The following is a 26,475-nucleotide window of genomic DNA, read 5'->3' on the forward strand; positions in this document are numbered from 1 at the left end:
GAAGCCGGGTGACCGCAGGATGCGTGCTTTGACGTTCTCTCTGGCAACCGCTGCCGTGGATGCCTTCCGATGACCGTGTTCCGCCTGCTCGCCACTTTCGCGCTTGCCGTCCTGCTCGGGGCCTGCGCATCGTCCGGCGGCATCGCCGACGTTCCCCCCGACCAGCCGCAGGCGGCGGTCGGCGAATACCTGATCGGCGTCGACGACATCGTCCAGGTCACCGTGTGGCGCAACCCGGAGCTGGGGATCACCGTGCCGGTGCGCCCCGATGGCCGCATCTCGGTGCCGCTGGTGGGTGACGTGGTCGCCGGCGGCCTGACGCCCTCGGCGGTGGCAGCCGACATCCAGGAGAAGCTCGCCGCCTATGTGCGCGATCCCCAGGTCGCGGTGATCCTCACCGACCTGCGCAGCCACGAATACCTGTCGCGGGTGCGCGTCACGGGCGCCGTGCGCCAGCCGGTCTCGATCCCGTTCCGCCAGGGCATGACCGTGCTCGACGCGGTGCTGGCCGCGGGCGGGGTGAACGAATTCGCCGCCTCCGACCGTGCCGCGCTCTACCGCCGCAACGGCCAGTCCACCACCAGCACCTACGCCGTGCGCCTGGACCGCATCCTCGACCGCGGCGACCTCACCACCAACCACCGCGTCGCGCCCGGCGACGTCATCACCATCCCGGAGCGCGCGTTCTGATGTCCTCCAACGCACTCGCCGCCCCGCGCCGCGCCGGCGTCGCCCTGCCCCGCGCGCCCGAGCTCACGCCCAACGAACTGCTGCCGATCCTGCTGCGCGAGGCACGCTCGCGCATCGTGCTGCTGGTGGCGATCTTCACCGCGATCGCGCTGCTGACCCTGGTGGTCGGCCTGTTCGTGATCCCGCGCAACTACACCGCCTCGGTGACCATCCTGGCGCAGGACAGCGACATCATCCAGCCGCTGCTGGAAGGCCGCGCGGTCCCCACGGGCGTGGCGGACCGCGCCGGCATGGCGCGGCAGATCATCTACGGCCGCAAGGTGCTGGAAGAGGCGCTGGCCATCGGTGGCTGGCTCGAGGACAGCCCGAGCGCGGTCGCGCGCGACCGGCTGAAGGAGGAGATCCGCAACCGCACGATGATCGAGAGCCCGCGCCCGGACCTGGTGCAGATCAGCTACCGCGACCGCGACCCCGAGCGCGCGTTCCAGATCACCCAGGCCTTCGGCGACCTGTTCATGCGCGAGGCCGCGGCCACCAAGCAGCGCGAGAGCCGCGAGGCCTACGAGTTCATCGACAGCCAGGTGCAGGCCTACCACGCCAAGCTCTCGGGCGCCGAAGGCAACCTGCAGGACTACCAGTCGCGCAACGTCGACGCGCAGCCGGGCAGCGCCGCCGACGCCACCACCCGCATCGGCGCCCTGCGCACCCAGCTGGAGCAGACGCGCATGGCGCTGCTGGAGCAGGAGTCGCGCGAATCCTCGATTGAGGCCCAGCTGTCGGGCGAGTCCGCGGTGACCGCGGTGCAGACGCGCGAAAGCCTGTACCGCACGCGCCTGATCGAGCTGCAGGCCGAGCGTGACCGCCTGCTGCTGGCCTACACCGAACAGCACCCCGACGTGATGCGCCTGCGCCACCAGATCGACGACATCAACCGCATGCTCGCCGACGAGCGCGGTCGCCGCGAGGCGCCCGGCAGCGCCGGCACCCTGTCGGACGAGGCCCAGGCCAACCCGCTGTACCAGGAACTGCGCAGCCAGCTGTCGCAGGCCCGGCGCGAGACGGCGGCCACCCGCTCGCGGCTGGCGATCGCGCAGTCGCTGCTTGACGACGAACTCGACCGCAGCCGGCGCATCGCGGCCTCGGAAGGCGCGCTCGCCGAGCTGACGCGCGACTACGAGGTCAACCGCGAGATCTACCAGGACCTGCTGCGCCGGCGCGAGAACGCGCGCGTCTCGATGGGACTGGACCAGGAGAACCGGGGCCTGACGCTCCGCATCCAGGACCCGGCCACCATGCCGCTGCGCCCATCCGGCCTGCGCTTCCTGCACATCGCCGCGGCCGGACTGCTGCTGGCCATCACCCTTCCGCTGGCGCTGGTGTTCCTGGTGGCGCGCTTCGACCCGCGCGTGCGCACGCCGCACCTGATCGTCAAGCACGCCAGCCTGCCGCTCCTCACCACCGTGCCGTCCTATCCCACGCCGGGCGAGCGGAGGCGCGAGTACGCGTCGATGGCCTTCGCCGTCGCCATGGCCGGCTCGGTGGTGCTGGTCTATGTCCTCACCTACGCCTACAGGATCGTGGCCGCATGAGCTCCGCATCGCTGATCGAACCGCAGCACGTGCGCGACGCGCACGACATCGCCGCCGGAATGCCGGCACCGCGCACCGGTGCGTCCAGGCAGCTGGCCCGCGTGCAGCCGCCGCCGCTGTCGCCGCGCGCGCTCGAGGAGCGCCGGCTGATCCATCGCCAGGACTCGGTGCGGGTGCAGGCCGACGCCTTCCGCGACCTGCGCACGCGCCTGCTCAACCTGCGCGGCAACCAGAACTTCATCACCCTGGTCGCGCCGGTCGGCCGCGCCTGCGGCGGCAGCTTCGTCGCGCGCAACCTCGCGCTGGCCTTCGCCTTCGACGAGGCCAAGACCGCGCTCCTGGTCGACTGCGACGCGCTGCATCCCAGCCAGCACCTGGCGCTGGCCGCGGGCAGCGACAACTGCGGGCTGATGGACTACCTCGACGGCAGCGTCGACGATCTCGGCGACATCCAGTACGCCACCGGAATCCCGCGGCTGCAGCTGATCCCCAACGGCAGCGTGCGCGAGATCGCGGGCGAATACTTCACCTCGACCCGCGCACGCACGATGATCGACTCGCTGCGCTCCGACGACCCCAACCGCTACGTGATCCTGGATGCGCCCTCGGCCCTGAACTCGCCCGACGCGCGCATCCTTTCCGACCTCGCCGACGTCGTGGTGCTGGTGGCCGGCTACGGCAAGGTCACGCTCGAGGCCATCGACAAGGCCGCCGCCAACTTCGACCCGGCGAAGCTCGCGGGCATCGTCTTCAACGACAACCACTGACCGCCATCGGAAAGGGATCGCCATGGGAAGCTGCAGCATCCGCGTCTCGCTGGTCGCGGCCGCGCTGGCGGTGCACATCGCCGCGCCGGCGCAGGCGGCGCGCATCGACTACACGGTCGACGCCGGCGTCGAGCACGACGACAACGTCCGCCTGACGCCGGTCGACGCCGACAGCCAGCGCATCCTGCGCGCAGGGCTGGGCTTCCTGGTCACCCAGGACGGTTCGGCCGTGCAGGCCGCGGTCGCCGGCCGCGCCGACTACCGCGACTTCCAGGGCGGCCTCGATGACGGCGTCGAAGGCATGCTCTCGGCCTACCTCAACTGGGTCCTGCTCCAGGACCGGCTCAGCTTCACCGTGCAGGACGAGCTCGAACTGCAGGCGATCGACCGCTACGCCGCCGACGCGCCGGACAACCGGCAGCAGGTCAACGTGCTGTCGGCGGGGCCCAACTTCCTGTTCGACCTGGGCAGCCTGCACGGGCGCCTGGAGGCGCGCTGGATCGACACCCGGGCCGAGGTCACCGATGAATTCGATTCCAGCCGCGTCGGCGTAGCCCTGCGCCTGACCCGCGAGTTCGACGACCGCAGCCGGCTGGGCTTCAACGCGCAGTGGACCGATACCGACTACGACCAGCCGCTGCTCGCGCGCGACCATCAGCGGACCGACGTCTATGCCCGTTTCGAGCGCCAGCAGGCGCACATCGACTACGCGATCGACGCCGGGTATTCCTGGCTCGACTACGCCGATGGCGAAACGCGCGACAGTCCCCTGCTCCGCCTCGAGGCCGGCTGGCGCCAGGGCGAGCGCAACCGGATCTCGCTGGCCCTGGCCTACCAGTTCTCCGACGCCGCCGACCAGGCGCTGGTCGACGGCGCCGCCGGCAGGCCGGAGGCGACCGTGCCCGGCGGCGTGCTGGTGGACGGCGGCGCGATCGTGCCCTCGGTCTATCGCCTGCAGCGCGCGGCCTTGGCCTGGGACCACGCCGGCGAGCGCTTCGGCCTGCGCACCGAGGCTTACGCCCAGCGCCTGCGCTACGTGGACGCGTTCGTGCCCGACGAGGACGACCGCGGGCTGCTGCTGGCGCTGACCTATCGCCTGGCGCCCAGCGTGACGCTCGCGGGCTGGGCCGATTTCGAGTGGATCGAGTACCGCCAGCTCGGCGCCGAGGACGAGGCCCGCCGCATCGGGCTGTCGCTGGAAAAGAGCTGGACCCGGCACTGGAGCACCTCGCTCAGCTACTACCGCTACGAACGCGACAGCGGCGTCCTCGACAACGAAGTGCGGCAGAACGTCTGGTACCTGTGGATGTCGTACCGGAACCGTCCACGGTGAGCACGCTCGCATCGCTGCGCCACTGGGCCCGCACCTCGCCGCACCCGGCGGCGGCCGTGGCCCGGCGCACGCGGGGTGCGGCGCTTGCATTCACCCTGCCCGCGCCGCGCGTCCTGGTCCGCCCCTACCTGTGGCTGTTCCTGGGGATGCGCGGCACGCTGTTCTTCCTCCGCCGGGTGCTGGTGGCCGAGCCGCTGTTCAAGGCCTATTGCACCCGCGTGGGCCGCGGCGTGACCACCGGCATCCACGTGCCCTGGGTCCAGGGCAGCGGTGAACTCGTGGTCGGCGACCATGTGCGCGTCAGCGGCAAGATCTCGATCAGCTACGCGGCAAGCTTCACCAGCCGGCCGCGCCTGGAGATCGGCGACCATTCCGACATCGCGCACGAGACGCGCTTCGTCGTGGGGCGCGAGATCCGCCTCGGGCGCCACGTGCAGGTCGCAGGCGGCGTGACCTTCCGCGACTCCGGCGGGCACCCGACCGATCCGGAGCGCCGCCGGCTCGGCAGCGCACCCGACCCGGATGACGTCAAGCCGGTCATCGTGCACGACCACGCCTGGATCGGGACCGGGGCGCTGGTGATGCCCGGCACCGAGATCGGCGAAGGCGCGATCGTCTCGGCCCATGCGGTGGTCTCGGGCAAGGTCGCGCCCTACAGCATCGTCGCCGGCAATCCCGCGCGGCGCATCGGCATGGTCGGACAGGCGGCGCCCGGCGCCGCTGCCGCGCCGGCGAGCGCGGCCGCCGCCTGACACCTCAGACCAGCGCTTCGGCCGCGTCCGGATGGCCGAGGAAGTCGCGCGGGCTGGCGCTGCGGCCATAGGCGCCCGACTGGAACACCACCACCAGGTCGCCGGGCGCCGCCACCCCGAGGGCCATGCGGTCGCCCAGCAGGTCCAGTGGTGTGCACAGCGGGCCGACCACGCTGGCGGTCTCGAACGCCGCGCTGCGGCCATTGACCGCCACCGGGTAGTTGCGCCGCATCACCTGGCCGAAATTCCCGGACGCCGCGAGGTGGTGGTGCATGCCGCCATCCACCACCAGGAACACCTGGCCACGCGACAGCTTGCGGTCGACCACGCGCGAGACGTACAGCCCCGCTTCTCCGACCAGGTAGCGGCCGAGCTCGACCACCAGGTGTGCATCCGGGGCGTCGGTGCGCAGCCGTGCCGCCAGCGCCGCCAGGTTGGCGGCCACCGGCGCGAGGTCCAGCGCCGACTCGTTGGCCGCATAGGGGATCCCGAAGCCGCCGCCGAGGTTCAGGCTCCTGAGCGGCGCGGGCAGCAGCCCGGTCCACTCCATCGCGAGGTCGTAGCTGCGTGCCTGGGCCTCGACGATCGCCGCCGGGCGCAGGTTCTGCGAGCCCGCGAACATGTGGAAGCCCTCGAAGGCCAGGCCGGCGTCGCCGATCGCGCGCAGCGCGGCGGGTACTTCCTCGGCATCGATGCCGAACTGGCGCGCGCCGCCGGTCATCTTCATCCCCGACGCCTTGAGCTCGAACGGCAGGTTCACGCGCAACGCCACCCGCGCCGGCGTGCCCGTGGCGGCGCTGGCGCGGGCGAGGATGGCGATCTCGCGCGTCGATTCGATGTTGACCAGCACCCCGGCCGCCTGCGCCTGCGCCAGCTCGGCGTCGGTCTTGCCGGGGCCGGCAAAGGACACATCCGACGGCGTCGCGCCGGCATCAAGCGCCACGCGCAGCTCGCCGGCCGAGGCGACGTCGATGCCGTCGACCAGGCCGACCATGTGGCCGACCAGGGCCGGCATCGGGTTGGCCTTCATCGCGTAATGCAGCCGGACCGTCTCCGGCAGCGCGGCGCGGAGGCTGCGCGCCCTCTCGGCGATCCGCGCGCGGTCATAGAGGTAGCAGGGCGTGCGCCCGACCTCGGCGACGACGCGCGACAGCGGCCGGCCGCCGACCAGGAACTCGCCGGCCTCGTCCACCGGCCACGAGGGCAGCCCCACGCGCGCGCCTTCACCGTTCACGTGCGGACTCCGTCCGCCTGCAGCCGGTGGTGGAAATCCACCAGCTGCAGGATGTTGTTGCGCCACTGGTGGCGCTCGGCGACCCGGCGCCGGGCATTCGCGCCCACGCGCGCGAGGCCGTCTGGATCACGGCTGCGGGCGATGACGGCGTCGACCGCGGCGTCGAGGCGGCCTGCGGGGAACATCCAGCCGGTCTCGCCCTCCTCCAGCACCTCGCGGATCGGCTCGAAATCCGGTGCCACCGGCGGCACGGCGCAGGCCATGAACTCGAACAGTTTCACCGGCGAGGTGTAGTCGCCGGCGCTGGGCAGGATGGCCATGTCCATGGCCGCCAGCAGACCCGGCACCTCGTCGTGGGCGACGCGTCCGGTCAGCACGACCTGGCCCGAGAGCCCGCGCTCCTCGACGAAGGCGCGCAGCGGCGCATAGGTCGCACCGTCGCCAACCAGCAGCAGCTTGAGCCTGGGCACGCCCGCCAGGCGCCCGGCGATGCGGTGCACGAAGGCGTCGATCGCATGCCAGGGCACGAAGGCCCCGAGGTAGCCACAGACCACGTGGCCCTCGAGCGCGAGCCGCTCGCGCGTCTCGACGCGCTGCGCGGCGCTGAAGGAGAACTTGGCGATGTTGGCCGCGTTCGGCGTGACGATGGCGGGCGCCATGTCCGGATGCGCCGCCCGCGCGCGGTCGCGGAACACGCCGGATACGAACACCAGGCCGTCCGCATCGCGGAACGCGCGGCGCTCGACCGCCATCGCCAGGCGCTTCAGCGACAGCGGGCGCACGCGCTCGACGATGGCCGAGTCGTTGACCTCCAGGATCACCGGGATGCCGCGGCGGCGCGCCAGCCAGACCGTGGCGTACATGAAGAGCGAATAGCGCTCGTAGATGAAGTCGACGTCGGGATTGCGCCGCAGCCAGGCGGCGACGCGCCAGCCGGCGACGAGGTTGTACGCCAGCTCGGCCAGTTCGAACAACGGCTCCGGAAGCCGCGTCACCAGCTTCATCCATGGCCGCGCCTGGCGGGTCGGCGACATCGCCCCGGGCGACGCATACGGGTCGGCGCCGGGCAGCGAGATCACCTCGACCTCGACGCCCTCGGCGCGCAGCGCATCGGTGATCCCGCGGATGTGCACGCCCTCCACGGCCTTGCCCTGGGTCCGGTGGTGGTACAGCACCTTGCGCACGCGGACCGCGGCGTTGACGGTGTCCATGGTGGTCAATCCCCTTGCGTGGACGGTGTGGCCAGGGCTTCGGCCAGCGAAACCCCGAGTGTGTCGCGGCCTGCCAGGCCGGCCCCGATGCGCTCGGCGGTGGCGCGCATGCCGGCGCGCCGCACGTCGATGGAATGCAGGGTGACCGCGTCGGTGGACAGGCGGCGCTTGTATTCCTGCTCGCCGGCGAGGAAGTCGAAGACCTGCGCGCCCTCGGCCGCGGCCTGCTCCACCGCCGCGTACAGCGAGGCGATGCCCGGCCGGTCGTGGCGGCCGAGGATCCCGTAGTTCATCCCGGCGTTGTAGTAGTAGACCCGGCCCTGCCAGCCCAGGTTGTAGAGGTAGCCCACCAGCACGTCACCGGCCTTCACCCGCGTCATGCGCACGAACCCGTCGTCCGTCGCGCGCGCGATCAGGGCACGGTGGAAGCGCCCGAAGAAGGGGCGGGAAAAGCACCCCCCGGCCCCGCGCTGCTGCCAATGGCGCGTGTGCAGATGCTCGAAGGCATCGAACCAGGCGAGCGCCGTGCCGGCATCCGGCGCGGCTTCCGCATGCAGCGGACCGAGTGCCGCGTAGGCCCGAAGCGTCTGGCGCAGCGCGCCGCGCGCCTTGCGTCCCAGGACTTCGACGTAGCCCCCCGCTGCAGTCCGCACCGCCTCCAGGTCGACCCGGTAGCAGGGCCGCGCGCGCACGCTGGCAGCCTGCATCCCCGACGGCAGCGCGGCGGCGATCGCACTGCCCTGCGCGGACGTGGTGATGCGCAGGCGCCGCCAGTCGCGCGGAAGGCCCTCGAGCAGTCCGGCCAGTGCACTCCACGCATCGACCAGGTCGCCAGGCCGCGCCAGGAGCCCCCCGTACTCGACGGTGACCTCGTCAAGTTCCGTATCGCCGGTTTCCTGCATGTGCCAGGAATGGCGCCCGAACCAGCGCGTCCGCCCGCGCTCCGGGGCGGCCACCAGCAACGCCAGCGCGACGATGCCGTCCGGTCCCGTCGCGCGGAACAGCAGCGGCCGCACGGTCGAGGGCAATTCCCGCAACCAGGTCGACACCCAGTACCAGCTGAAGAACGGGGCGCATTCGATCACCGCCTCGAGTGCGGTCCACTCACGCTCCAGCTCCGACAGCTGCCCGATGGGCCGCAGCTCGGCGCGAAACCCGGAACGCGCCCTCGCCTGGTGTGTCGCCGTGGCGAGCGCGGGTGTTGCGACCTGGACCATCGTCAACCGTCCTGGTCGATGTAGGTGAGATGCGCCGGCGGCGGCGAAGCAGCCAGGCGGGGATCGAGCCAGCGCACGAAGACCTGCTGCCCGCCGCGCGGCCGGAATCCGCTCGCGTACCACGGCTCCGCCGCCTCCCGCGCGATCGCGGCGCGCAGGCTGACCGCCGCGCGCCCGTCCCGCCGCGCGGCGCGCATCAGCAGGTGCAGGGCCGCGCGGTCGATCGCACCACAGCCGTCGAGCGACCAGAAATCATGCACGTCCAGGACGTGTGGCCACTGCGGTTCGACAACGCAGGCGAACCAGGCCCGAACCGCATCCGCCTCGTCGGTGACCAGGAAGTAGCGCACCGGATTGCCCACGGCCGCGTCGAAGCGCCAGCGCAGCATCGTTTCGTCGCGCACGGCGGTGATCGCGGGATGGTCCGCCGCCGCCGCCCATGGCGCGTCCATGGCGGCTTCGAAGCGCGTGGCCCAGCGCCCGCTCAGCCGCGGCCGGCGGCGGAACCGCCAGGCGCCGGCGGTGGCGTCCAGCGCATCCAGCGCCAGGCCAGCCGGCCGCGCGAGCCAGCGCGGTGCGCGCCGGTCCAGGTAGGGGCCATGCCGGACAATGCGCACCCGGCGCTCGAGCATGGCCCACGGCTGCATTCCGGCGCGCCGGAGCGCGGCGGAGGCACCTTCGTTGGCGTTGGGGATCCCGTAGACGAGGTCGAAGCGCCCGGCCGAAGCGGCCAGCACGGCGTCGAGCAGCATCAGCGCCGGGCCCAGCGAACGATGCGCAGGGGCGATGGCCAGGTGGGACAGCACGCCGGCGCGCAGCTCGCGCCGGCCCGCGCGCATCCGGCGCGGGGCCACGGCCAGGAAGCCCACCACCCCGTCGTCGCCATGCTCGACGAAGCGCAGCAGGGCGGGGCCGTTCGGCGCATGCACGCACAGGGCGTCGTAGCGCGCACCGAGCACGGCGTCATCGTCACCCAGGCTGCCGCGCCAGGCGCGGATCGCCGCGGCGCGCGCGTCCCCGGGGTCGCCGCCACCCGCGCAGATCCGGTACGTCGCACGGACGGCTGCGGTCTCCACGTTCAAGCCGGGATCTCCTCCCGCAGCGGCTGCGCGTGCAGCAGAACGGGACGCTCATGCAGGTAGCGGGTGGTGCGCCGCTTGTTGCCGATGTCGGCCTGCACCGCGGCGGCCTGGTCCTCGTCCAGCCCGAGCGCGCGCGCCAGCTCCGCGGCCGGGCGGCCCTGCTCGACCGACCACAGCGCGAGGTCCATCTCGGCATAGGGCAGCGCGAAGTAGAACTCGTCCTGGCCCTGCTCGAGGCTGTAGGTGTCGGTGGTCGGCACCGCCGCGCAAACGCGCGCCGGCAGGCCCAGGTACCGCGCCATGGCGTAGACCTGGGTCTTGTACAGGTGGGCGATCGGCTTGACGTCGGCCGAGCCATCGCCGTTCTTGACGAAGAAGCCCTGGTCGTACTCCAGCCGGTTGGGCGTGCCGACCACCGCGTAGTTCAGGCGGTCGGCGTGGAAGTACTCGATGGTCTTGCGGATGCGCTGCTTGTAGTTGGTGGCGGCGACGATCTGCAGGTACTCGGCGCGGCCCAGCCTGCGCTCGTGCATGCCGCCGGCGGGATCACGGGCCACCAGTCCGAAGGTGTTGAACTGCCCCCGCGTGCCGCCGCTGATGACGATCTTGAACGACCAGCCGTCGGCGTAGCCGGGCAGCGCCTCGCGCACCGCGGCGTCGCGCGCGGCGTAGCAGCCGATCGCCTCGAGCGCCGGCGCGATGTCGAATTCGATCACGTCGATGCCGAGGTGGGTGGCGAGCGCATGCGCGCGCGCGGCGCTGTCGTCCGAGGAGTCGCGCTCGGGCAGCACCAGCCCGAGCACCCGCCCGGCGCCGAGCGCGCGCACTGCCAGCGCCGCGCAGCAGGAGGAATCGATGCCGCCGGAGATCGCGACCACCAGGCCACGGCGGTGCAGCACGTGCGCGGTGGTTTCGCGCAGGCCGGCGGCGATCCGGTCGGCCTCGGCCTCGAGGTCGAGATCGAGGACGCTGCGGTCGAAGGTCGCGGATTCGGATCGGATCACGGTGTCTCCAGGGCGACTGTGGGAGCCGCGACCAGGGCGGCGCGGCGGAGCTTCCCGGACGCGGTCCGGGGGAGGGAATCGACGAATTCGACCTGGCGCGGCACCTTGTGCGGCGCGAGGCGGACGCGGCAGTGGGCGCGCACGGCATTGGCCTCGCGCGCGCCGTCGACCACCAGCCAGGCCTTGACCACCTGGCCGAGCAGGGCGTCGTCGACGCCTGCAACGGCCGCCTCGCGCACCCACGACAGTTCGAGCAGCGCTTCCTCGACTTCCAGCGGATGCACGCGGTGCGCGCCGCTCTTGATGATGTCGCTGCGGCGGCCGCGCAGGTGCAGATAGCCGTCCGCGTCCAGGTGGCCGACGTCGCCGGTGCGCAGCCAGCCATCGCGCAGCACCAGCGCGGTGGCCGCGGGATCGTTCCAGTAGCCGGTCATGACGTTGGGACCGCGCGCCCAGACTTCGCCGACGGCACCCGCGGGCTGCACGTTCCCGGCTTCGTCGCGCACCTCGATGGCCACGCCGCGCAGCGGACGCCCGACGGAGCCGCGCTTGTCGTCCAGGCGCTCCGGCGGCACGTAGGTGAGACGCGCGGTGGCCTCGGTCTGCCCGTACATGAGGAACAGCCGCGCGCCCGGCAGCTGCGCGCGCAGCCGGTCGGCGGTGGCCGCGGTCATCGCTCCGCCAGCCTGGGTGAGATAGCGCAGGCTGTCGAGGCAGCGGCCCGCGAGCACGCCGCGCTCGAGCAGCAGGGTGAAGGTCGACGGCACGCCCGAGAAGCCTGTCGCGCGGGTGCGTTCGATGGTGTCCACCACGGCGTGCGGGAACACCAGGTTGGGCTCCAGCACCACGCTGGCGCCCACCGCCAGGTGGGTGTGCAGCACCGAGGCGCCGTAGGCGTAGTGGAAAGGCAGCACCAGCACCGTGCGGTCGGAGGGTCGCAGCTCCAGGTAGGCGACGATGGCATCGACGTTGGCGGCGAAGTTCGCGTGCCCGAGGGTCACTCCCTTCGGAGCCCCGGTGGTGCCCGAGGTGTACAGGATGGCGGCCTGCGGCCACGGCTGCGGCTGCGCGCCGGCTTCCGCCGAGGTCCAGGCGGGATCGGCGTCCTCCTCGCAGACCATGGCGATGGCCGCCGGCACCTCGGCCATCGCGGCCGTGACCGCATCGGCCTGTTCAAGTCCGTGCAGTACCAGCGAGGGCGTGCAGTGCCTGAAACAGGCCGACAGTTCCGCCGCCGTCGACTGCGGGCCGAGCGGAACCACGATGCAGCCCGCCAGCCAGCAGCCATACCAGGCCGCCGCCGCGTCCACGCCGTTGGCCAGGACCAGGGCCACGCGCTCGCCCTGTCCGAGCCCGCGCGCGCGCAACAGGCAGGCGAACCTGCGCGCGCGCGCCACCAGTGCGCCATAGGTGGTGCTGCGCGCGCCGTCGACGATCGCCACCGCGTCGGGCGTCGACGCGGCGGTATCGAGCAGGCGGAGGGCCAGCGGGCGCATCGCGTCAGGCCGCGAGCTTGCGCGAGAGGAAGGCACAGATGGTGTCGACCGAGTCGAAGTTGGCCGGAACCATTTCCTCGGCGGCGACGCGGATGCCGTAGGTCTCCTCGAGGAACTCGATCAGCTCCAGCACGCCGGTGGAGTCGACGATGCCGCCGCGGATCAGCGACGCGCGGTCGTCGAGCGCGGAGCCGTCGCTGGTGAAGAGAAAATTGTCGAGGATGAAGGGCTTGACCGTGTGCCTGAAATCCATCGTGTTGACCGTATCCATATCCCTGCCTGGCTCGTCGCTGGGCGCATCGGCGCCGGGGTTTTCCGTCCTACGCAGTAACGCGAACGGCACCCGGAAGCGGCCCACGGATCTCAGCCGCCACCGGTCTCCGGTACCGACGTGCAGGCAACGGCGCCCACCGCGGCCGCGCCCAGGACCTGGCGGCAGGCGGCAAGCGTCTCGGCCGCCACCTGGTCCCAGCCGCGCGACATCGCGCGCGACATCGCCGCCGCGTCCCACTCGCGGTCCAGGGCCGCGGCAAGCGCTGCAGCGAGGGCCGGCGCGTCGCGCGCCGGCACCAGCAGGCCGCTCCCGGCATCGACGATCTCGGCCGCACCGCCCACGTCGCTCGCCACCACCGGGCGCCCGCTGGCGATCGCTTCCACCAGCACGTTGGGGTAGCCCTCGGACCAGCTTGGGAGTGCCAGCACGTTGCAGGCCGCGAGCCAGCGGGCGACGTCGGGCGGCTCCATCCCGCCGGGGAAATGGATCCGCTCGCCCAGTCCCGTCGCAGCGGCCAGCGCACGGAGCTCGGCCTGCATGACGCCGTGGCCGACCAGCACCAGTTCCACCTGCCGGTCGGCGGCCGCAAGCGCGGTGAACGCCTCGATCAGCTCGCGCAGGCCCTTGGCTTCGACCATCCGCCCGACGTAGGCCACCAGCCGCGCGTCAGGGCGGATGCCGAGCGCCGCCCGTGCGCTGCTGCGGTCCGCCGGCCGGAACACCGCCGTGTCGATGCCGTTGACGATGCAGCCGACGCGCGCAGGCGCGATGCCGTAGCCGTCAATCACCGCGCGGCGCATGGCCTGGCTCACGGTCAGCACGGAATCCGCCTTGGCCAGGGTGCGGCGCGTGAGCCATCGGAGGAGCCCGCTTCGCTGGTGCACGTCGGATCCGCGCGCACCGACGATGCAGGGCACGCCGATCGCACGCGCTGCGCGCACGGCCGCATCGCCGTCGGGGTAGACCCAATAGGCGAGGACCAGGTCGGGCATGAAGGCACGCAGTCGCGGCGCCAGCGCCGTCGCACCGACGACGCCGTTGCCCACGCGCGAGAGCCCCGGCACCGCGGGATAGGAATAGGCCTGCAGGTCGATTCCCGGCAGCCGGTAGTCGTCCGCGACCAGCCCGTGCACGAATGTGCGGGGGCCCAGGGCTGCGGGCAGGCGCGGGTAGCGGACCTGCGGGAGGAACACCCGGACCTCGGCCAGCTTCGAGAGCTCGGTGGCCGTGGCGTGGATGTAGCGGCCGCGGGCCAGGTCGTGCGGCACGGGAAGGTTGGGGGTCACCAGCGCGATGCGCGGCCGCTGCGCGATCAACGGATCATCCTCCGCCCATGTGCTGCAGGCGCACCACCGCATACAGCACCAGAATGCTGGCCGGAAGCGCCGCGACCGTGAGCCCGACCCAGCGCACCGGTGCCTCGGCCAGGAGGGCGGGCCCGGGTGCGCCGTCCTCGATCGGGGCCTCCCAGTCGCGCGCGAGCGAGGCCTTCACCGCGCAGTGCCAGCAGGCGTAGCAGAGCCCCAGGAGGAGATACAGCGTCGGCACGAAGCTGCGCGACAGGAACACCGCGCACACCAGGAAACCGACCAGCGAGAACTGCAGCAGCCGCGCCCAGCGCGCCTCGTCGCTTTCCGGCTCGCTCATCCGCCTGGCCACCGCAAGCTCGCGGAAGGCCAGCACCAGCAGCGCCAGCCAGAACATGTAGCCGACCAGGCCGAGTTCGGAGAACGCCAGGACAAAGGAATTGTGCGCGGTGTACGCGTGGTGCTGGGTGAAGTTGCCGTAGCCGACGCCGAACACAGGGTTGTGGCCCAGCATCGTCAAACCTTCGCTCCAGGCGTCGATGCGCCCGCCGGCCGAAGCCTCGTCCGCCGAATAGCCGCGGCCACCGGTGGCGCCGGTGGCGATCGCCGCGAGCGCGAACAGGCTGGCCACGATGCCTGCGCGCACCGGGCCCGTCCGCTGCAGCATGGCGTAAGCCAGGACCACGCCGAGTCCGAGCATGCCGCCGCGCGAACGCGTCAGCCACAGCGCGTACACCAGGATCGCCGCCGGCAGCCAGATCCGCAGCAGGTTGCGCACGCCCTGCCCGTCCATGCGCGCCCCGAACATCACGGTCAGGGCGACCACGATCATCTGCGCGAGGTCGTTGGGATCACTGAGGAATCCCCAGCTGCGAATGCGCCACAGGCTGGTTCCGGTCCTGTCGTGTGCGGGGGCAAGCGTGCCGTCGTAGACGGCAAGGTGGTCGACCGCGCTGCTGCTGCCTTCGCGGATCACCAGGTCCTGGACCATGAAGCCCCAGTGGTAGGCGGCGATGCCGGCGATCGACAGCGCCACCATGCACAGCACGATCAGCGTGCAGGTCGCCTTGAGCCGCGACATCGTGGTGACCACCATCACCGTGGTGAGGAACAGCAGCACCGAGGGCATGAAGTCGGTGAACGCCTGGCTGGCGCCGCCCAGCCAGCCCTGCGCCACCTGCGACATCACCACCGACGCGGTGAGTCCGCTGAGCACCAGCACGTGGCGCCCCCGGATCGCCATTTCCCCCGTGCGCATGGCCGAGCCGAGGGCCAGCGCGAACACCAGCAGCGAGAGCACCATCGCGATCCGCAGGCCGGCCAGCTCGGGCGCGAAGGCCTCGACCGGCTTCAGCAGCACCAGCACCAGCATGATCAGGTATAGCGCGAACATCACGCCGGCGTCGCCGGGTCTGGCGTGGCCGGCGCCACCGGCTTGGTGCCGAGGCGCTGCTTGATGGCGAGGAAGGGCTTCTCGACCAGGCGATGGCAGGCGTACGCGGCGATGAAGGTCAGCACGATGTTCTGCGGGAAGGCCGTCGCCCAGCCGGTGCCGCGGAAGTAGAGGAACGGCTCCTGCCACAGGTACAGCGAGTAGCTCAGCACCCCGATCGCGACCATCGGCCCGGTGTTGAGGATCCGCCCCGCAAGATCCCGCGGGCGCGTGATCACGTGCAGGAGCAGCAGCAGGATGCCGAGGTTGGCCAGCGACTGGCCGGCGACATACGCGATCGGCCGCGAGAACAGCGCGGAGCCGTAGCCGATGGCGATGCAGGCACCCGCGATCGGGATCGCCGGCCAGCCGGTGAGCCAGGCGAACGCGCGCCGGGTGGACATGGCATTGAAGAAGATCGCCCCCAGGCAGCCGGTCGCGATGGAATCGCACACGGCCTGGAAGTTGCGGCTCAGCGCGAGCTCGGGCCACTCGCCCGACAGGTGCATGCCCAGGCGGATGAAGGGCACCACCAGCAGCGCGGCAAGCGCGACCCTGGCCCCGCGCGCCAGCCCCAGCCATGCCAGGGTGAACGGCCACAGCAGGTAGAACTGTTCCTCGACCGACAGCGACCACAGGTGGTTGAAGTACCAGTTGTAGTCGAGCTTGTAGTTGTAGGTGAAGCTGAGTGCGTGCAGCAGTCCCGGCACCGCGCTTGTCGCCTGGGTATCGGACAGGTGCTGGTAGCGCAGGTCGATCAGCCCGGCCATGTACGCGGCCCAGATCACCCCGATGTACGCCAGTGCCGCCGGAAGGATGCGCAGCGCCCGGCGCTTGTAGAACAGCGGCAGGCGCACATGGCCGTGACGGTCGAGGTCGCGCAGCAGCAGCGTGGTGATCAGGAAGCCGGAGATCACGAAGAAGAAGCGCACGCCGACGTTGCCCAGTGACGTGAAGCTTTCGCGGTCGAAGAACTCCGGGAACCCGCGCGTCGAGGCCGCATGAGCGAACAGCACGAGCATGATCGACACCGCGCGCATGCCGTCCAGCGACGGGATCTGCAGCGGCAGGTCCGGCGCGCGCAGCGCAGGCTCAGGCTGGGGCATGGTGCTCACCAGAGATGCAGCCGCGAATTGCGCGCGAACGCGAACGGTGCCTGCGCCGCATAGAGGTTCATGTGCCAGTACGCGGCGAGCAGGCGTACCGGCCGCGAGCGCGCGAGCGGCGTCCACAGGCCGGAAACCAGCAAAAGCCCGGCCGCTGCCAGCAGCAAGGCCAGCGCGAGCGCGTAGAAGGGATGCGTCGGCGCCAGCACCGCGGTCGCAACAGCGAGCCCGACGGTCAGCCAGGGTGCCGCGAGGCGCAGCAGCTTGTGGCAGGCGAAGCGGAACCAGGCGGGATTGGCGCGCGGATCGAGCAGCCATGGGGCCAACCGGAGGAGCTGCAGGTTGCCCGCGAGCGTCCGCACCTTGCGCGCGCGCTCCTCGAGCGGCGACGACGACGGCCGGTCCCAGGCCCGCGCGCCGGGTTCGAACACCACGCGCGCGCCGGCGGCGACCACCTGCATCGGCAGCAGCACGTCGTCGAGCACGGTGCCCTCGGGGAGCGGCCGGAACAGTTCGCGCCGCATGGCGTACAGCGCGCCGGTCACGCCCACCACCGATCCGCTCCGGGCTTCGGCCAGCCGGATCGCCTTTTCGTAGCGCCAGTAGGCGTCCACGCCGCGGGCGAACCCGGTCTCGGGATCCTCGAAGCAGAGTTCGCCGCTCACCGCGCCCACCTCGGGATCGGCCAGGCAGGCCACCAGCGCGCGCACCGCGCCCGGCTCGATGCGCTGGCGCACATCGACCATCAGCAGGACCTGGCCGCTGGCCGATGCCACGGCGTCATTGAGGCATGCCGCCTTGCCGCGCCGGTACGGGTGCGAGAGGAAACGCACGCGGGGATGCAGCGCCCACGCGTCCACGCCGTCCGGCACCCAGCCGTCGCAGAACACCACGACTTCAAGCGCGTCAGCGGGCCAGTCGAGGGCCAGCAGGTTGTCGATCCGTGCGGCGAGCGCGGGCCCTCCGACGTGCGCGGCGAGCACGGCACTCACCTGCGGTTCCCATGTACCGCGCCGCCAGGGGCGGGGCCTCAGCCGTGCCTGCAGCCGGACGAGCAGCGGATACCCTGCGAACGCCATGGCCAGCAGGCCGGCGCATCCCCAGAACACCAGTTCCATCACGTGCACGCCCTCAAGTTCCGTCCTCCAGAGAACGGCGGGCGGCGGCGACCGCGGACAGCACGCGGGTCACGGGGCACCCGGGTCCATCGCCGCGGACCGCGGGGATGAGCGGGTCACGGCAGGCCACCGCGGCCTGCCAGGCGCGCGGCGCAGCTGCCTGCGATCGCGCCGAGTCTCGGGAAGCGTCGTGCCAGGCCCGCGAACACCTGGGCATCCTCGCTGCGCCAGGCGCGAAACGCCACGCTGGCCACCACGTACACCAGCACGTAGGCGACCGCCGCCGCGAGACCGCCCCAGCGGTCCGGCAGCAGGCGCTCGAGCAGCAGCGCGGGCACCAGCGCCGTGGCCGCCGCCGAGACCAGGCGCAGCAGCTGCGACCAGGGCATGCGCAGCTGCAGCACGCGGGAGATACCGGCCCAGGTGACGGCGAAGACCAGCAGGCGCGAGGCTGCGTGCGCCAGCACCGCGCCGTGCAGGCCGTAGCGCGGGACCAGGAAGATCGCCAGCGTCGCGGTGACCAGGAGCGACAGCACCACGAAGCCGACCCGCAACTTCTGGTTGTCGGTGGTCGACAGCAGCGCGCCGAAGGCCGCCTCGATGAGCGTCAGCCCGCCGACCACCACCATGACCTGCAGCGGCAGCACGACCTCGCGGTAAGCGTCGCCATAGAGCAGCGCCACCAGCGGGCGCGCAGCCAGCGCGCCAGCGCCGGCCAGCAGCAGTCCAAGCGCGGCGTAGCACCGCACCGCTGCGGCGACGATCACGTTGGCCCGCGCGCTGCCGCCCGCGCCGTAGGCATGCGCCATCATCGGCATCAGCACCGTGCCGAGCCCGGACGACAGCATGTCGATGCCGCCGCGGGTGAGCGCGGCGGCGATGGCGAAGTAACCGACCGCTGCGGCGCCCACGGTCCGGTTGAGCAGCCACGTTTCGATCGACTTGTTGCCCAGCGCCCAGGCCAGCACCAGCAGCACCGTCCACCACAGGTGAGTGCGCACCCGGGGCAGCAGGGCCGGATCCAGCGGCCGGTAGGCCGGCAGCAGCGCCGCGCGCCGCCGCAGTGTCCAGCCCGCCACGGCATGGCCGACACCCACGATCGCGAACAGCACCACGTAGGTCTCCAGTCCCGCGCCCATCCACGCCAGCGCGAGGACCGCGACGATGCTGAGCAGGCTCATCAGCACCGTCGATCCCGCCTCGATGCCGTAGTGGCCGTGGCCCTTGGCGATCGACACGTCGAAGATGAACCAGGCCTTGCAGAGTCCGGCCGTCAGCGTGGCGGTGGCGAGCAGGCCGATGCCGTCGTGGCCCCAGCCGGTCGGCATGAACTGGGGCAGCAGGGCGAGGAAGCCAGCGGCCACCAGCAGCGCGCTGGCGAGCTGGCGCCGCGCCAGCCAGCCGTGCACGCGCGCGGCGTCATCGCCGGCCCCGCGGCCAAGGCTTTCGGACACGAAGCGGATCGCGGTGGTGGTGATGCCGTTGTTGGCCAGAACGACCAGCAATCCGGCCAGCCACACCACGTAGGAGTACCGGCCGAAGTCGTCGGGTCCCAGCGTGCGCGCGATGACGATGCTCGCCAGCATGCCCAGCGCGTAGCTGACATAGGTCGAGCCCGTCATCATCAGCGCCCCGCGGAAGGCCGACACGCCGCTGAAAAGGTGGTTCGACGTCGGGAGTGCCAAAGGAGGTTCGCTGGGCGAAGGACGGCTGTCCCGATCAACGTGCAGCGCGACCGAAAGCGGCCATTCGCCGGGTCGCGCTGGCCTGCGCGCGCGGGCTTTCGCGTTGCCCTGGAGACAACCGGAGGGACGCTGGGGGAACCTTTTGGCAACGACGCCGCAAGCCATGCATTACGAGGCCTACGACCGCGACGACATCGTCCGGGATTTCGCATCGCGCGACTACCTGATGCCGGCGGAAGTCGCCGCCTTGGGCGAGGTGTGGCCGCTGGTGCGCGGCGACCTGCTCGACGTGGGAGTCGGCGGGGGCCGCACGACCGGCTATCTGCGTGGCGTCGCGCGCAGCTACCGGGCGCTCGACATCAGTCAGCGCATGGTCGAGGCCTGCCGCGCCCTGCATCCGGGGGCCGACGTGCGCGCGGGTGATGCGCGCACGCTGGACGGCCACGCGGACGCGGCCTACGACCTGGTGCTGTTCTCCTTCAACGGCATCGACTACATCGACCATGGCGATCGCCGTCGGGTCCTGGAGGCGGTGTACCGCGTCCTGCGCCCGGGCGGGGCCTTCGTGTACTCCTCGCACAACCTTGCCGTGCTCGGTGGACACCCGCCCGCGCTCAGCCCCCCGCCGCTGGTGCCGACGGTGGATCCGATGCGCCTGCTCGTCCGTGGCGCGCGCAGGCTGACCGCCGGCCTGCGCTGCCGCGTCAATCGCCGCCGACTCGGCGGCCGCCAGTACTTCGCCGCCGACCACGCCCTGGTGAACGACCCCTCGTACGACTACTCGCTGCTGACCATCTACGTCGACCCGGGTGCCGAGCGCGTGGCACTGGCCGCTGCGGGCTTCGTCGACGCGGTGACCTTCGATGCCCGCGGCCGCCGCGATCCCCCGCGCCACGCCGACCCCTGGGTCCACTACCTGGCGCGCAAGCCGGAGCGCCCGCCGTGTCCGCGGGGGACGCTCCCGCCGCGGTCGTCCAGCGGCCACGCCATGTGATGCAGGACGCCTCGCTGCCAGACGCGATGACCCGACGCGTCCACTCGATCCTGCACGTGGTGGATTCGCTGGAGACCGGGGGTCTCGAGCGGGTGGTGGTCGACCTCGCCATCGCGCAGCGCGACCATGGACACAGGGTCGCGGTGTTCAGCCTCACCGACACCGCGGGCCTCGGTCCGGAACTCGAAGCGGCCGGCATCCCCGTGATGGCCGGAGGCAAGCGGGCGGGATTGGATCTCGGCCTGCTGTCGCGCCTGCGCGGGGCGATGGACGCGCACGGCGCCGACATCGTCCACAGCCACAACTTCGTGCCCAGCTACCAGGCCGCGCTTGCACTCGCGCCTCGGCTGCGCGCGCGCGCCGCGCTGGTCAACACCTGCCACAACATGGGCGGCCGGCTTGCGCGACCCAGGCTGCGCCTGCTGTACCGGCTGTCGCTCGCCCGCACCGCCCACGTGGCGGGGGTGGGTCGGCAGGTGGCGGAGCATCTGGTTGCAAGTGGCCTGGCGCCAGCCGCGCGGGTGAGCGCGGTGCGCAACGGCGTGCCCCTACCGCCGGCGTCCACCTCCGCGACCCGCAGCCGGGCGCGCGCCGCCCTGGGCCTTCCGGCCGATGCCCTCGTGGTCGCGTGCGTCGGACGCCTGGTGGCGCTGAAGAACCACCGCCTTCTGCTCGGCCAGGTGCCGGAGCTGGCAACGGCCTTCCCGCGGCTGCACGTCGTGCTGCTCGGCGACGGGCCGGAGCGCGCGGCCCTCGAGCGCCAGGCGCAGGCGCTCGGGATCGCGGAGCGCGTCCTGTTCGCCGGCACGCGACGCGACGTGCCCAAGCTGCTGCCCGGCGTCGACGTGTTCGCCCTGCCCTCGCTCACCGAGGGCCTGTCCATCGCGCTGCTCGAGGCCTGCGCCGCGGGACTGCCGGTGGTGGCCAGCGACGTGGGCGGCAACCCCGAGATCGTCCGCCATGGGCGTACGGGGCTGCTCGTCCCCGTCGACGACGGCGACGCGCTCCGGGCGGCGCTTCTGCGCATCCTCGGCGACCGGCCGCTCCGGCTCGCACTGGGTCTGGCCGCGCGCGAGTGGGTCATGACCCATGCGTCGATCGACGCGATGCGCCTGAGCTACGACCGGCTGTATGCGGATGCGCTCGCGGGCGCACGGCACGACGTGACGCCCGGCCCGGTCCGCACGGCCTGAACCTCGACGGCGCGTCAGCGTTCCGCAGCGCCCGCCAGCGTCGCGAACGTCCGCGCCATACCCTCGCGCGTGTCGACGCGGGGCTGCCAGCCGAGGGCCTTGAGCGCCGCATTCGAGTGCTTGAACGGCCGGTAGACCGAGCGCACCACATAGGGCGTGAAGACCGCCGGCAGCTGGCCCTTCGAGCGACGGTGGTAGGCCACGAGCACGTGCGAGCCGAGCAGCAGCGCCCAGTACGGCACCGGCAGCACGCGCAGGCCGCCGCGGCCGCGGCGGTAGGCGCGCAGGTAGTCGGCGCAGCTCGGCAGCGCGTCGTCGACCACGCTGTACGCGGCGCCATCCGGCGCGCGCAGGGCCGCCACCGCGATCGCGTCGGCACAGTTCTCGACATAGGTCAGGGGCAGCTCCGCGCGTCCACCCAGGCTGAAGAACAGGCCCATCGCCTGGATGCCGACGCGCGACGAGGGACCGGCGCCCCCCGGACCGTAGATCACGCCCGGACGCAGCGTGACCGTCTCCAGACCGTGCGCCGCGCGGTACTGCGCCACCAGGTGCTCCTGGCGGGTCTTGGCGTGTGCATAGGCGCCCTTGGCGATGCCGATGTCCTCGATCGGCACCCCCTCGTCGTGGCGCCCGCCGGTCGGCAGCGCCGCCGTGCGGTAGACGGCGAACGAACTCACCAGCACCACCCGGCGCACGCCCGCGGCCACCGCGGCGTCGAGCAGGTTGCGCGTGCCGACCACGGTGTTGGCGAACATGTCGGCGGCGGCCCCGCGCATGCCAGCCGCCGCATGCACCACGCAGTCCACGCCGTCGACCAGGGCATCGAGCTCGTGGCGGTACAGCAGGTTGGCGGCCGCGACTTCGATCGACGCCTGCGGAAAGCGCGCGCGCAGGTCCTCCACCAGGCCCTCGGGCGCGCGGGCGCGCACGTGCAGCCGCAGCCGCTGCACGCCCTGCTCCAGCAGGCTGGCCGCGACGTGCCTGCCGAGGAAGCCCGCGCCCCCCGTGACCAGCACCGTCATGGCCGCGGCTCCACGGCCGCCACGATGGCATCGATCAGCGTCGCCACCATCAGGATCTGCGCGGGTGGCACCGGGTCTGCGCCGACGCCGCGGATCGCGGCATGGAAGCGCTCCAGCAGCACCCGCATGCACTGGAAATAGTGGAAGTCGCTGCGTGCGAACGCGGCCGCGTTGCCCAGGCCACCGCGTGCGAACCGCGCGGACTGCACCCAGGCCGGGAACAGCCGCCCCAGCGCGCTCGGCTGTTCCTGGCGCTGGCTGCGTACCAGCGTCCGGGCGGCGTAGTCCAGCTCCACCGTGTCGCGCGTGCCGCGCACGGTCATCGCGTGCGCCACCGGCCTGGCGTGCGAACTCACCATGCCGGACACCGTCACCCCGGCCGCATCGGCCAGCAGGAAGCGCAGCTCGTCGGGCATCGCATCGACCAGGGCGCTGCCGCTGGCCGCGCGCCTGCGCCAGGCACGCGCATGCACCTCGACCGGGCCTTCGAGGAAGGGCACCACCTTGGCCAGCACATGGTCGATCACGTTGTGGAACAGCTTGCCGGGCAGGCGGTGCACCCAGTGCGCCGGATCGCCCATGACCGCGATGCCGTAGTCGCCGGACAGGTTGTAGCCATAGCTGGTCTCGATGTGGACGATCCCGCCCAGCCGGTCGCGGTCCACCAGCTCCTGCAGGGCGAGCGCGGGTGACTCGAAGTTGTAGAGGTAGTTCACGCAGGCCTTGCGCCCGTTGCGCGCGGCGCAGTCGAGGATCTCGCGCGCGCCGGCCGCATCGAGCGCGAAGGGCTTCTCGACGAAGACGTGGCATCCCGCGTCGAGCGCGGCGCAGGCCAGGGCCACGTGCGAATCCGGCGGCGTGGCCACGTGCACCACGTCCAGCCGACCGGCGTCGAGCATGGCCGCGACATCGGTGTAGCCGGTCATCCCGGGCCAGCGGTCCATGAACTGCCCGACCATGAGCGGCTCGCGGTCGCAGGCCGCGACCAGCTCGACGCCGTCGAGCGCACGCAGCTGCTCGGCATGGCCGTCGGCGATCTTGCCGCAGCCGATGATTCCGACCCGCATCACCTGCCCCCTGGCCTTGACGGGTCCCTGGCCGTCGCCGTCACGAAGCCACCGCGGCGGCAGCTGCCGGCGTGGTCCTGGCGGAGGGCGCCTCCTGCTCCCGGTAGCCCGGCCGCGGCACCTCGTAGTCGCGCCAGGCGTCGGGGTCGCCGGCAAGCCCGTCCTCGGCCGCGCGGGCGATGTTGTACATCTCGCGCGCGCTGACGTAGTGCAGCTTCCACCGGGTGCCATCGTTGTAGCGCGACTCGAGGTGGCTGAAGCCCTCGTCCATGGCCGGTCCCAGCAGCGTGTCCATGTCGCAGTCCTCGGCGCCGTGGGTATGGACCTTGACGAAGGTCCATTCCGGACGCCCTTCGACATGGATGCCGGTGCGCACCCAGGCATCGATGCGCGCGGGCAGCGGCCGCGACACCGCGCGTACGTCGCCGTTCTCGATCCGCGGCAGCAGGCCGAACTTGCGGCTGCGCCAGTTCAGCCCGAGTGGTCCCTGGATGATCATCAGGTCGCCATCGCGGTGCCCGCCCACGCGCACCCGCTCGCCGGTGTCGTGCGACTTGGGACGCAGCGGATCGTCGGTGGCGCGGTAGATGCGGTTGATCGTGCGCGGCTGGCACGGATCCGGGGCGGCCGGGAAGGTGAAGTCTGCATAGCAGCCCTCCTCCCGCAGCACGATGAGCTCGTTGTCGACGCCGCAGTGGCCGCCGCCCGGGTGGCTGTTGTCCAGCGCCCAGTCGCCGTGTATGAAGGCCCAGCGTGGCTGGCCGCTGACCGGGTCGCGCGGCAGCGCGTCATGGCGCGACGCGAGGATCTCCGTGAAGCCGGCGAGCTTGGCGCGCAGCGTCGCCGCGGTGTCGTCCTGGTGGTGCAGGTGCACCTCGATCTCGCCCAGGCCCATCCGGCACAGCTCGACCAGCGCGTCGAGGTGTTCGGGGCGGTACTCGTCGCCGGGAAAGAAAAAGGAATGCACCGGTGGCCGGCCATCCGCATCGCGATGGCGGGCGCACAGCAGCGGCAGGTCGCGGCGCCAGCGGGCAACGCGCGCGCGCTCGCGCGCCAGACCCGGCGCGCCCCAGCCGGGCTCGTAATGGTCGACGAAGCAGAACAGCAGGTGGCGTGTCGTGCCCTCGGGCACCGGCGCGCGCCAGTCCTGCCGCAGCCAGGACAGCAGCCACACGCCCATGTTGCGACGCTGGAACAGCCGGGCCATCGCGGCGGTGCCGGCGAGCGCGAGGAACAACAGGGCCAGCGCGGCTTGCGCCAGGGGCGAACGGGGCAGCACGGCCAGCGCGAGTGCGGCGGCGCCCTCGGGAACGTCGACCGCGGCCGGCGCACCGCGTGCGTCGTCCGACACGCCTGCTGCCGGTGCGGGCGGCGCCGGCAGCGGCGCGACCGCACCCATCCCGCCCGACGTGCCGTACGCCCCGATGACCATGTCGCCCGAGCGCGACGCGCCGGTGACGTCATCCACGACCCCGGCCACCGCGATGCCCGGCCCGGGAGCCGCGGACCCGTCCGCCAGGCGCCCATCCGCGTCGACGCGGAAGCCGCCGGAGACGCTGTGCGCATCGGTCCCGGCCTGCAGCTTCCACTGCGCCAGCCGCCGCGGCACCAGGCGACCGGCCACCGTGCGCTGGTCGACGAAGCCGCAGTCCTCCGGGTAGGCGTTGTAGTCCGTGCCCGGCGCGCCGTCGAGGCCGACCAGCCCGCCAAGTTCGCTGAGCTGGCGGATCTCGATGCAGCGCCCGCCACCCACGACCAGGTTGTTCACGATGCGCGGGTTCACGCTCGGCGGCCGCCCGGCACGGTCGTCCCAGTCCTGCAGCGCGATGCCGAAGAACAGCGCCGCATGGCCCTCGCGCGCGGCATCGATGATCGTGTTGTTGGCGACCAGTGCGTCCTTGGACGCGTACAGGCCGATCCCCGCATAGCCGGTGTTGCGCACCACGTTGTTGCGCACCACGGCGCGCACCGACTCGTGCCACGCGGGATTCACCTCGGGATCGAGGTACTCGGGACTGGTGTCGAATCCGACCAGGATGCCGGCCGTGCCCGCGTTCTCGATCCGGTTGCGCTGGACCAGCACGTCGGCCGCACCGCCCTTGAAGTACAGCCCGGTCGTGGCGGTGTCGTGGATGTGGCTGTCCTCGACCCGCATGCCCGAGCCGTTGACGTTGTCGATGCCGTCGGCGTTCATGTCGTCGACGTGGGTTCCCGGCGGATAGATCGTGCCGGTATTGCGGATCTCGACCCGACGGATGGTGGCGTTGTCGGATTTCGGGGTGATCTTGATGCCGTCGCGGCCGGTGTCGCGAATCAGCAGGTCCTCGAGCACCACGTCGCGTGCCCCGTGTTCACTGGCCGGCGCCCCCTGGTACCAGTGGCTGTGCAGCATCACGCCATAGACGCTTCCGCCGCTCAGCTCCAGGTTGCTGATCCGGCTCCCGGAACCACCCGGATCCACCTTGACGACGACGGTGTCTTCCTTGCTGATCGCGCAATGCACGTGCGCACGCTCGCCGGGATGCGAGCGCAGCACCAGGGGCACGCGCAGCCGCAGGTCGCATTCCTCGTAGGTGCGGTTTCCGGGCGGCGCGCGCAGGGTGATCGTGTCGCCGCCTTCCGCCAGCCCGAGCACATGGCCGACCGTGCGGAACGGTCGTTGCAGGCTGCCGGTGCCCTGGTCGTCACCCTCGGTCGAGACGAACCATTCGCGCGCATGGACCGGTGCCGCGGCGGCGAACATGAGGACGGCCAGGGCCACGCTGGCGCGACGCCCCTTGGCGCGACTGGCGCCGATGGAGTCGGGTATCGGCGCTCGGAGCTGGTGCATGGATGGTCCTGTCTCGATGGCTGGTTGCGGCGTGGTTTTCCGTTGACATGGACAACGCGAATCTCGGCG

At 71.9% G+C, this 26,475-nt stretch carries 22 protein-coding genes; 7 read left to right on the forward strand and 15 right to left on the reverse strand.

The genetic code is table 11. From position 1 onward, the window contains the following. Nucleotides 1-69: 69 nt before the first annotated feature. The 5 genes from JG616_RS02545 to JG616_RS13715 are packed head-to-tail and all read left to right on the forward strand — an operon-like array spanning nucleotide 70 to nucleotide 5,131. The gene (locus JG616_RS02545) at nucleotides 70-690 is read left to right on the forward strand and encodes an XrtA/PEP-CTERM system exopolysaccharide export protein (RefSeq protein WP_199391577.1); all 621 of its coding nucleotides are present in this window, start codon (nucleotides 70-72) and stop codon (nucleotides 688-690) included. Continuing rightward, on the forward strand, nucleotides 690-2,279 hold the full coding sequence (locus JG616_RS02550; protein WP_199361491.1) for an XrtA system polysaccharide chain length determinant: 1,590 nt from the start codon (nucleotides 690-692) through the stop codon (nucleotides 2,277-2,279). The genes JG616_RS02545 and JG616_RS02550 overlap by 1 nt, the downstream gene beginning before the upstream one ends. Then, on the forward strand, nucleotides 2,276-3,046 hold the full coding sequence (locus JG616_RS02555; RefSeq protein ID WP_199391578.1) for a CpsD/CapB family tyrosine-protein kinase: 771 nt from the start codon (nucleotides 2,276-2,278) through the stop codon (nucleotides 3,044-3,046). The genes JG616_RS02550 and JG616_RS02555 overlap by 4 nt, the downstream gene beginning before the upstream one ends. Before the next feature lie 22 nt (nucleotides 3,047-3,068). Further along, nucleotides 3,069-4,379 (forward strand): hypothetical protein, encoded by a 1,311-nt coding sequence (locus tag JG616_RS02560; protein WP_199391579.1) that lies wholly within the window; start codon nucleotides 3,069-3,071, stop codon nucleotides 4,377-4,379. Then, nucleotides 4,376-5,131, forward strand: a complete 756-nt coding sequence (locus JG616_RS13715; protein ID WP_199391580.1) for an acyltransferase — start codon at nucleotides 4,376-4,378, stop codon at nucleotides 5,129-5,131. The genes JG616_RS02560 and JG616_RS13715 overlap by 4 nt, the downstream gene beginning before the upstream one ends. Nucleotides 5,132-5,135: 4 nt before the next feature. Here the strand turns inward: JG616_RS13715 and JG616_RS02570 are convergent, their stop codons facing one another. The 12 genes from JG616_RS02570 to JG616_RS02625 form a co-directional block, all read right to left on the reverse strand. Then, entirely contained in the window at nucleotides 5,136-6,365 is a 1,230-nt protein-coding gene (locus JG616_RS02570; protein ID WP_199391581.1) for a pyridoxal-dependent decarboxylase, exosortase A system-associated, read from the reverse strand. Next, nucleotides 6,362-7,576, reverse strand: a complete 1,215-nt coding sequence (locus JG616_RS02575; protein WP_199391582.1) for a glycosyltransferase family 4 protein — start codon at nucleotides 7,574-7,576, stop codon at nucleotides 6,362-6,364. The genes JG616_RS02570 and JG616_RS02575 overlap by 4 nt, the downstream gene beginning before the upstream one ends. 5 nt (nucleotides 7,577-7,581) lie before the next feature. Further along, the gene (locus JG616_RS02580) at nucleotides 7,582-8,793 is read right to left on the reverse strand and encodes a GNAT family N-acetyltransferase (protein WP_199391583.1); all 1,212 of its coding nucleotides are present in this window, start codon (nucleotides 8,791-8,793) and stop codon (nucleotides 7,582-7,584) included. A gap of 2 nt (nucleotides 8,794-8,795) precedes the next feature. Next, nucleotides 8,796-9,875 carry a hypothetical protein gene (locus tag JG616_RS02585; RefSeq protein WP_199391584.1) on the reverse strand — a complete coding sequence of 360 codons (1,080 nt, stop codon included), beginning with the start codon at nucleotides 9,873-9,875 and terminating at the stop codon, nucleotides 8,796-8,798. Further along, complete coding sequence (gene nadE, locus JG616_RS02590) at nucleotides 9,872-10,879, reverse strand: NAD(+) synthase (protein WP_207748954.1); 1,008 nt, start codon at nucleotides 10,877-10,879, stop codon at nucleotides 9,872-9,874. The genes JG616_RS02585 and nadE overlap by 4 nt, the downstream gene beginning before the upstream one ends. Next, nucleotides 10,876-12,375, reverse strand: coding sequence for an AMP-binding protein (locus JG616_RS02595; RefSeq protein WP_199391585.1), 1,500 nt, complete (start codon nucleotides 12,373-12,375; stop codon nucleotides 10,876-10,878). The genes nadE and JG616_RS02595 overlap by 4 nt, the downstream gene beginning before the upstream one ends. A 4-nt stretch (nucleotides 12,376-12,379) precedes the next feature. Next, nucleotides 12,380-12,628 (reverse strand): acyl carrier protein, encoded by a 249-nt coding sequence (locus JG616_RS02600; protein ID WP_199361482.1) that lies wholly within the window; start codon nucleotides 12,626-12,628, stop codon nucleotides 12,380-12,382. A gap of 110 nt (nucleotides 12,629-12,738) precedes the next feature. Next, nucleotides 12,739-13,965, reverse strand: coding sequence for a glycosyltransferase (locus JG616_RS02605; protein ID WP_199391586.1), 1,227 nt, complete (start codon nucleotides 13,963-13,965; stop codon nucleotides 12,739-12,741). A 4-nt stretch (nucleotides 13,966-13,969) separates the two neighbouring features. Continuing rightward, nucleotides 13,970-15,349 carry an O-antigen ligase family protein gene (locus JG616_RS02610; protein ID WP_199391587.1) on the reverse strand — a complete coding sequence of 460 codons (1,380 nt, stop codon included), beginning with the start codon at nucleotides 15,347-15,349 and terminating at the stop codon, nucleotides 13,970-13,972. Further along, nucleotides 15,349-16,494 carry an acyltransferase gene (locus JG616_RS02615; protein WP_199361479.1) on the reverse strand — a complete coding sequence of 382 codons (1,146 nt, stop codon included), beginning with the start codon at nucleotides 16,492-16,494 and terminating at the stop codon, nucleotides 15,349-15,351. The genes JG616_RS02610 and JG616_RS02615 overlap by 1 nt, the downstream gene beginning before the upstream one ends. A gap of 5 nt (nucleotides 16,495-16,499) precedes the next feature. Continuing rightward, a complete protein-coding gene (locus tag JG616_RS02620; RefSeq protein ID WP_199391945.1) occupies nucleotides 16,500-17,612 on the reverse strand; it encodes a glycosyltransferase family 2 protein in 1,113 nt (370 codons plus the stop codon). 116 nt (nucleotides 17,613-17,728) lie between these two features. Continuing rightward, entirely contained in the window at nucleotides 17,729-19,297 is a 1,569-nt protein-coding gene (locus JG616_RS02625) for an oligosaccharide flippase family protein (protein WP_199391588.1), read from the reverse strand. 163 nt (nucleotides 19,298-19,460) lie between these two features. On the opposite strand from JG616_RS02625, the gene JG616_RS02630 reads away from it, so the two are divergent. Both JG616_RS02630 and JG616_RS02635 read left to right on the forward strand, forming a co-directional pair. Further along, nucleotides 19,461-20,291 carry a class I SAM-dependent methyltransferase gene (locus tag JG616_RS02630; protein WP_199391589.1) on the forward strand — a complete coding sequence of 277 codons (831 nt, stop codon included), beginning with the start codon at nucleotides 19,461-19,463 and terminating at the stop codon, nucleotides 20,289-20,291. 26 nt (nucleotides 20,292-20,317) lie between these two features. After that, nucleotides 20,318-21,484, forward strand: a complete 1,167-nt coding sequence (locus JG616_RS02635) for a glycosyltransferase (protein WP_199391590.1) — start codon at nucleotides 20,318-20,320, stop codon at nucleotides 21,482-21,484. Between the two features lie 14 nt (nucleotides 21,485-21,498). Here JG616_RS02635 and JG616_RS02640 read toward each other — a convergent pair whose 3' ends face one another. From JG616_RS02640 to JG616_RS02650, 3 genes are read right to left on the reverse strand one after another with little or no spacing between them, the layout of a single operon-like run. Continuing rightward, nucleotides 21,499-22,509, reverse strand: coding sequence for an NAD-dependent epimerase/dehydratase family protein (locus JG616_RS02640; RefSeq protein ID WP_199391591.1), 1,011 nt, complete (start codon nucleotides 22,507-22,509; stop codon nucleotides 21,499-21,501). After that, complete coding sequence (locus JG616_RS02645) at nucleotides 22,506-23,576, reverse strand: Gfo/Idh/MocA family oxidoreductase (RefSeq protein WP_199391592.1); 1,071 nt, start codon at nucleotides 23,574-23,576, stop codon at nucleotides 22,506-22,508. The genes JG616_RS02640 and JG616_RS02645 overlap by 4 nt, the downstream gene beginning before the upstream one ends. A 40-nt stretch (nucleotides 23,577-23,616) precedes the next feature. Next, nucleotides 23,617-26,406 (reverse strand): right-handed parallel beta-helix repeat-containing protein, encoded by a 2,790-nt coding sequence (locus tag JG616_RS02650; RefSeq protein ID WP_199391593.1) that lies wholly within the window; start codon nucleotides 26,404-26,406, stop codon nucleotides 23,617-23,619. Nucleotides 26,407-26,475 lie beyond the last annotated feature (69 nt).

The sequence above is a fragment of the Luteimonas sp. MC1895 genome, from assembly GCF_016457215.1.
Classification (GTDB): Bacteria; Pseudomonadota; Gammaproteobacteria; order Xanthomonadales; family Xanthomonadaceae; genus Luteimonas.

What these genes read in the sequence shown, in the direction of transcription:
- JG616_RS02630 (WP_199391589.1), top strand. Translation starts at nt 19,461, where the DNA reads ATGCATTACGAGGCCTACGACCGCGACGACATCGTCCGGGATTTCGCA.
- JG616_RS02595 (WP_199391585.1), bottom strand. Translation starts at nt 12,375, where the DNA reads ATGCGCCCGCTGGCCCTCCGCCTGCTCGATACCGCCGCGTCGACGCCC.
- JG616_RS02580 (WP_199391583.1), bottom strand. Translation starts at nt 8,793, where the DNA reads ATGGTCCAGGTCGCAACACCCGCGCTCGCCACGGCGACACACCAGGCG.
- JG616_RS02645 (WP_199391592.1), bottom strand. Translation starts at nt 23,576, where the DNA reads ATGCGGGTCGGAATCATCGGCTGCGGCAAGATCGCCGACGGCCATGCC.
- JG616_RS02545 (WP_199391577.1), top strand. Translation starts at nt 70, where the DNA reads ATGACCGTGTTCCGCCTGCTCGCCACTTTCGCGCTTGCCGTCCTGCTC.
- JG616_RS02550 (WP_199361491.1), top strand. Translation starts at nt 690, where the DNA reads ATGTCCTCCAACGCACTCGCCGCCCCGCGCCGCGCCGGCGTCGCCCTG.
- JG616_RS02555 (WP_199391578.1), top strand. Translation starts at nt 2,276, where the DNA reads ATGAGCTCCGCATCGCTGATCGAACCGCAGCACGTGCGCGACGCGCAC.
- JG616_RS02575 (WP_199391582.1), bottom strand. Translation starts at nt 7,576, where the DNA reads ATGGACACCGTCAACGCCGCGGTCCGCGTGCGCAAGGTGCTGTACCAC.
- JG616_RS02650 (WP_199391593.1), bottom strand. Translation starts at nt 26,406, where the DNA reads ATGCACCAGCTCCGAGCGCCGATACCCGACTCCATCGGCGCCAGTCGC.
- JG616_RS02610 (WP_199391587.1), bottom strand. Translation starts at nt 15,349, where the DNA reads ATGTTCGCGCTATACCTGATCATGCTGGTGCTGGTGCTGCTGAAGCCG.
- JG616_RS02640 (WP_199391591.1), bottom strand. Translation starts at nt 22,509, where the DNA reads ATGACGGTGCTGGTCACGGGGGGCGCGGGCTTCCTCGGCAGGCACGTC.
- JG616_RS02620 (WP_199391945.1), bottom strand. Translation starts at nt 17,612, where the DNA reads ATGGAACTGGTGTTCTGGGGATGCGCCGGCCTGCTGGCCATGGCGTTC.
- JG616_RS02560 (WP_199391579.1), top strand. Translation starts at nt 3,069, where the DNA reads ATGGGAAGCTGCAGCATCCGCGTCTCGCTGGTCGCGGCCGCGCTGGCG.
- JG616_RS02615 (WP_199361479.1), bottom strand. Translation starts at nt 16,494, where the DNA reads ATGCCCCAGCCTGAGCCTGCGCTGCGCGCGCCGGACCTGCCGCTGCAG.
- JG616_RS02600 (WP_199361482.1), bottom strand. Translation starts at nt 12,628, where the DNA reads ATGGATTTCAGGCACACGGTCAAGCCCTTCATCCTCGACAATTTTCTC.
- JG616_RS02635 (WP_199391590.1), top strand. Translation starts at nt 20,318, where the DNA reads ATGACCCGACGCGTCCACTCGATCCTGCACGTGGTGGATTCGCTGGAG.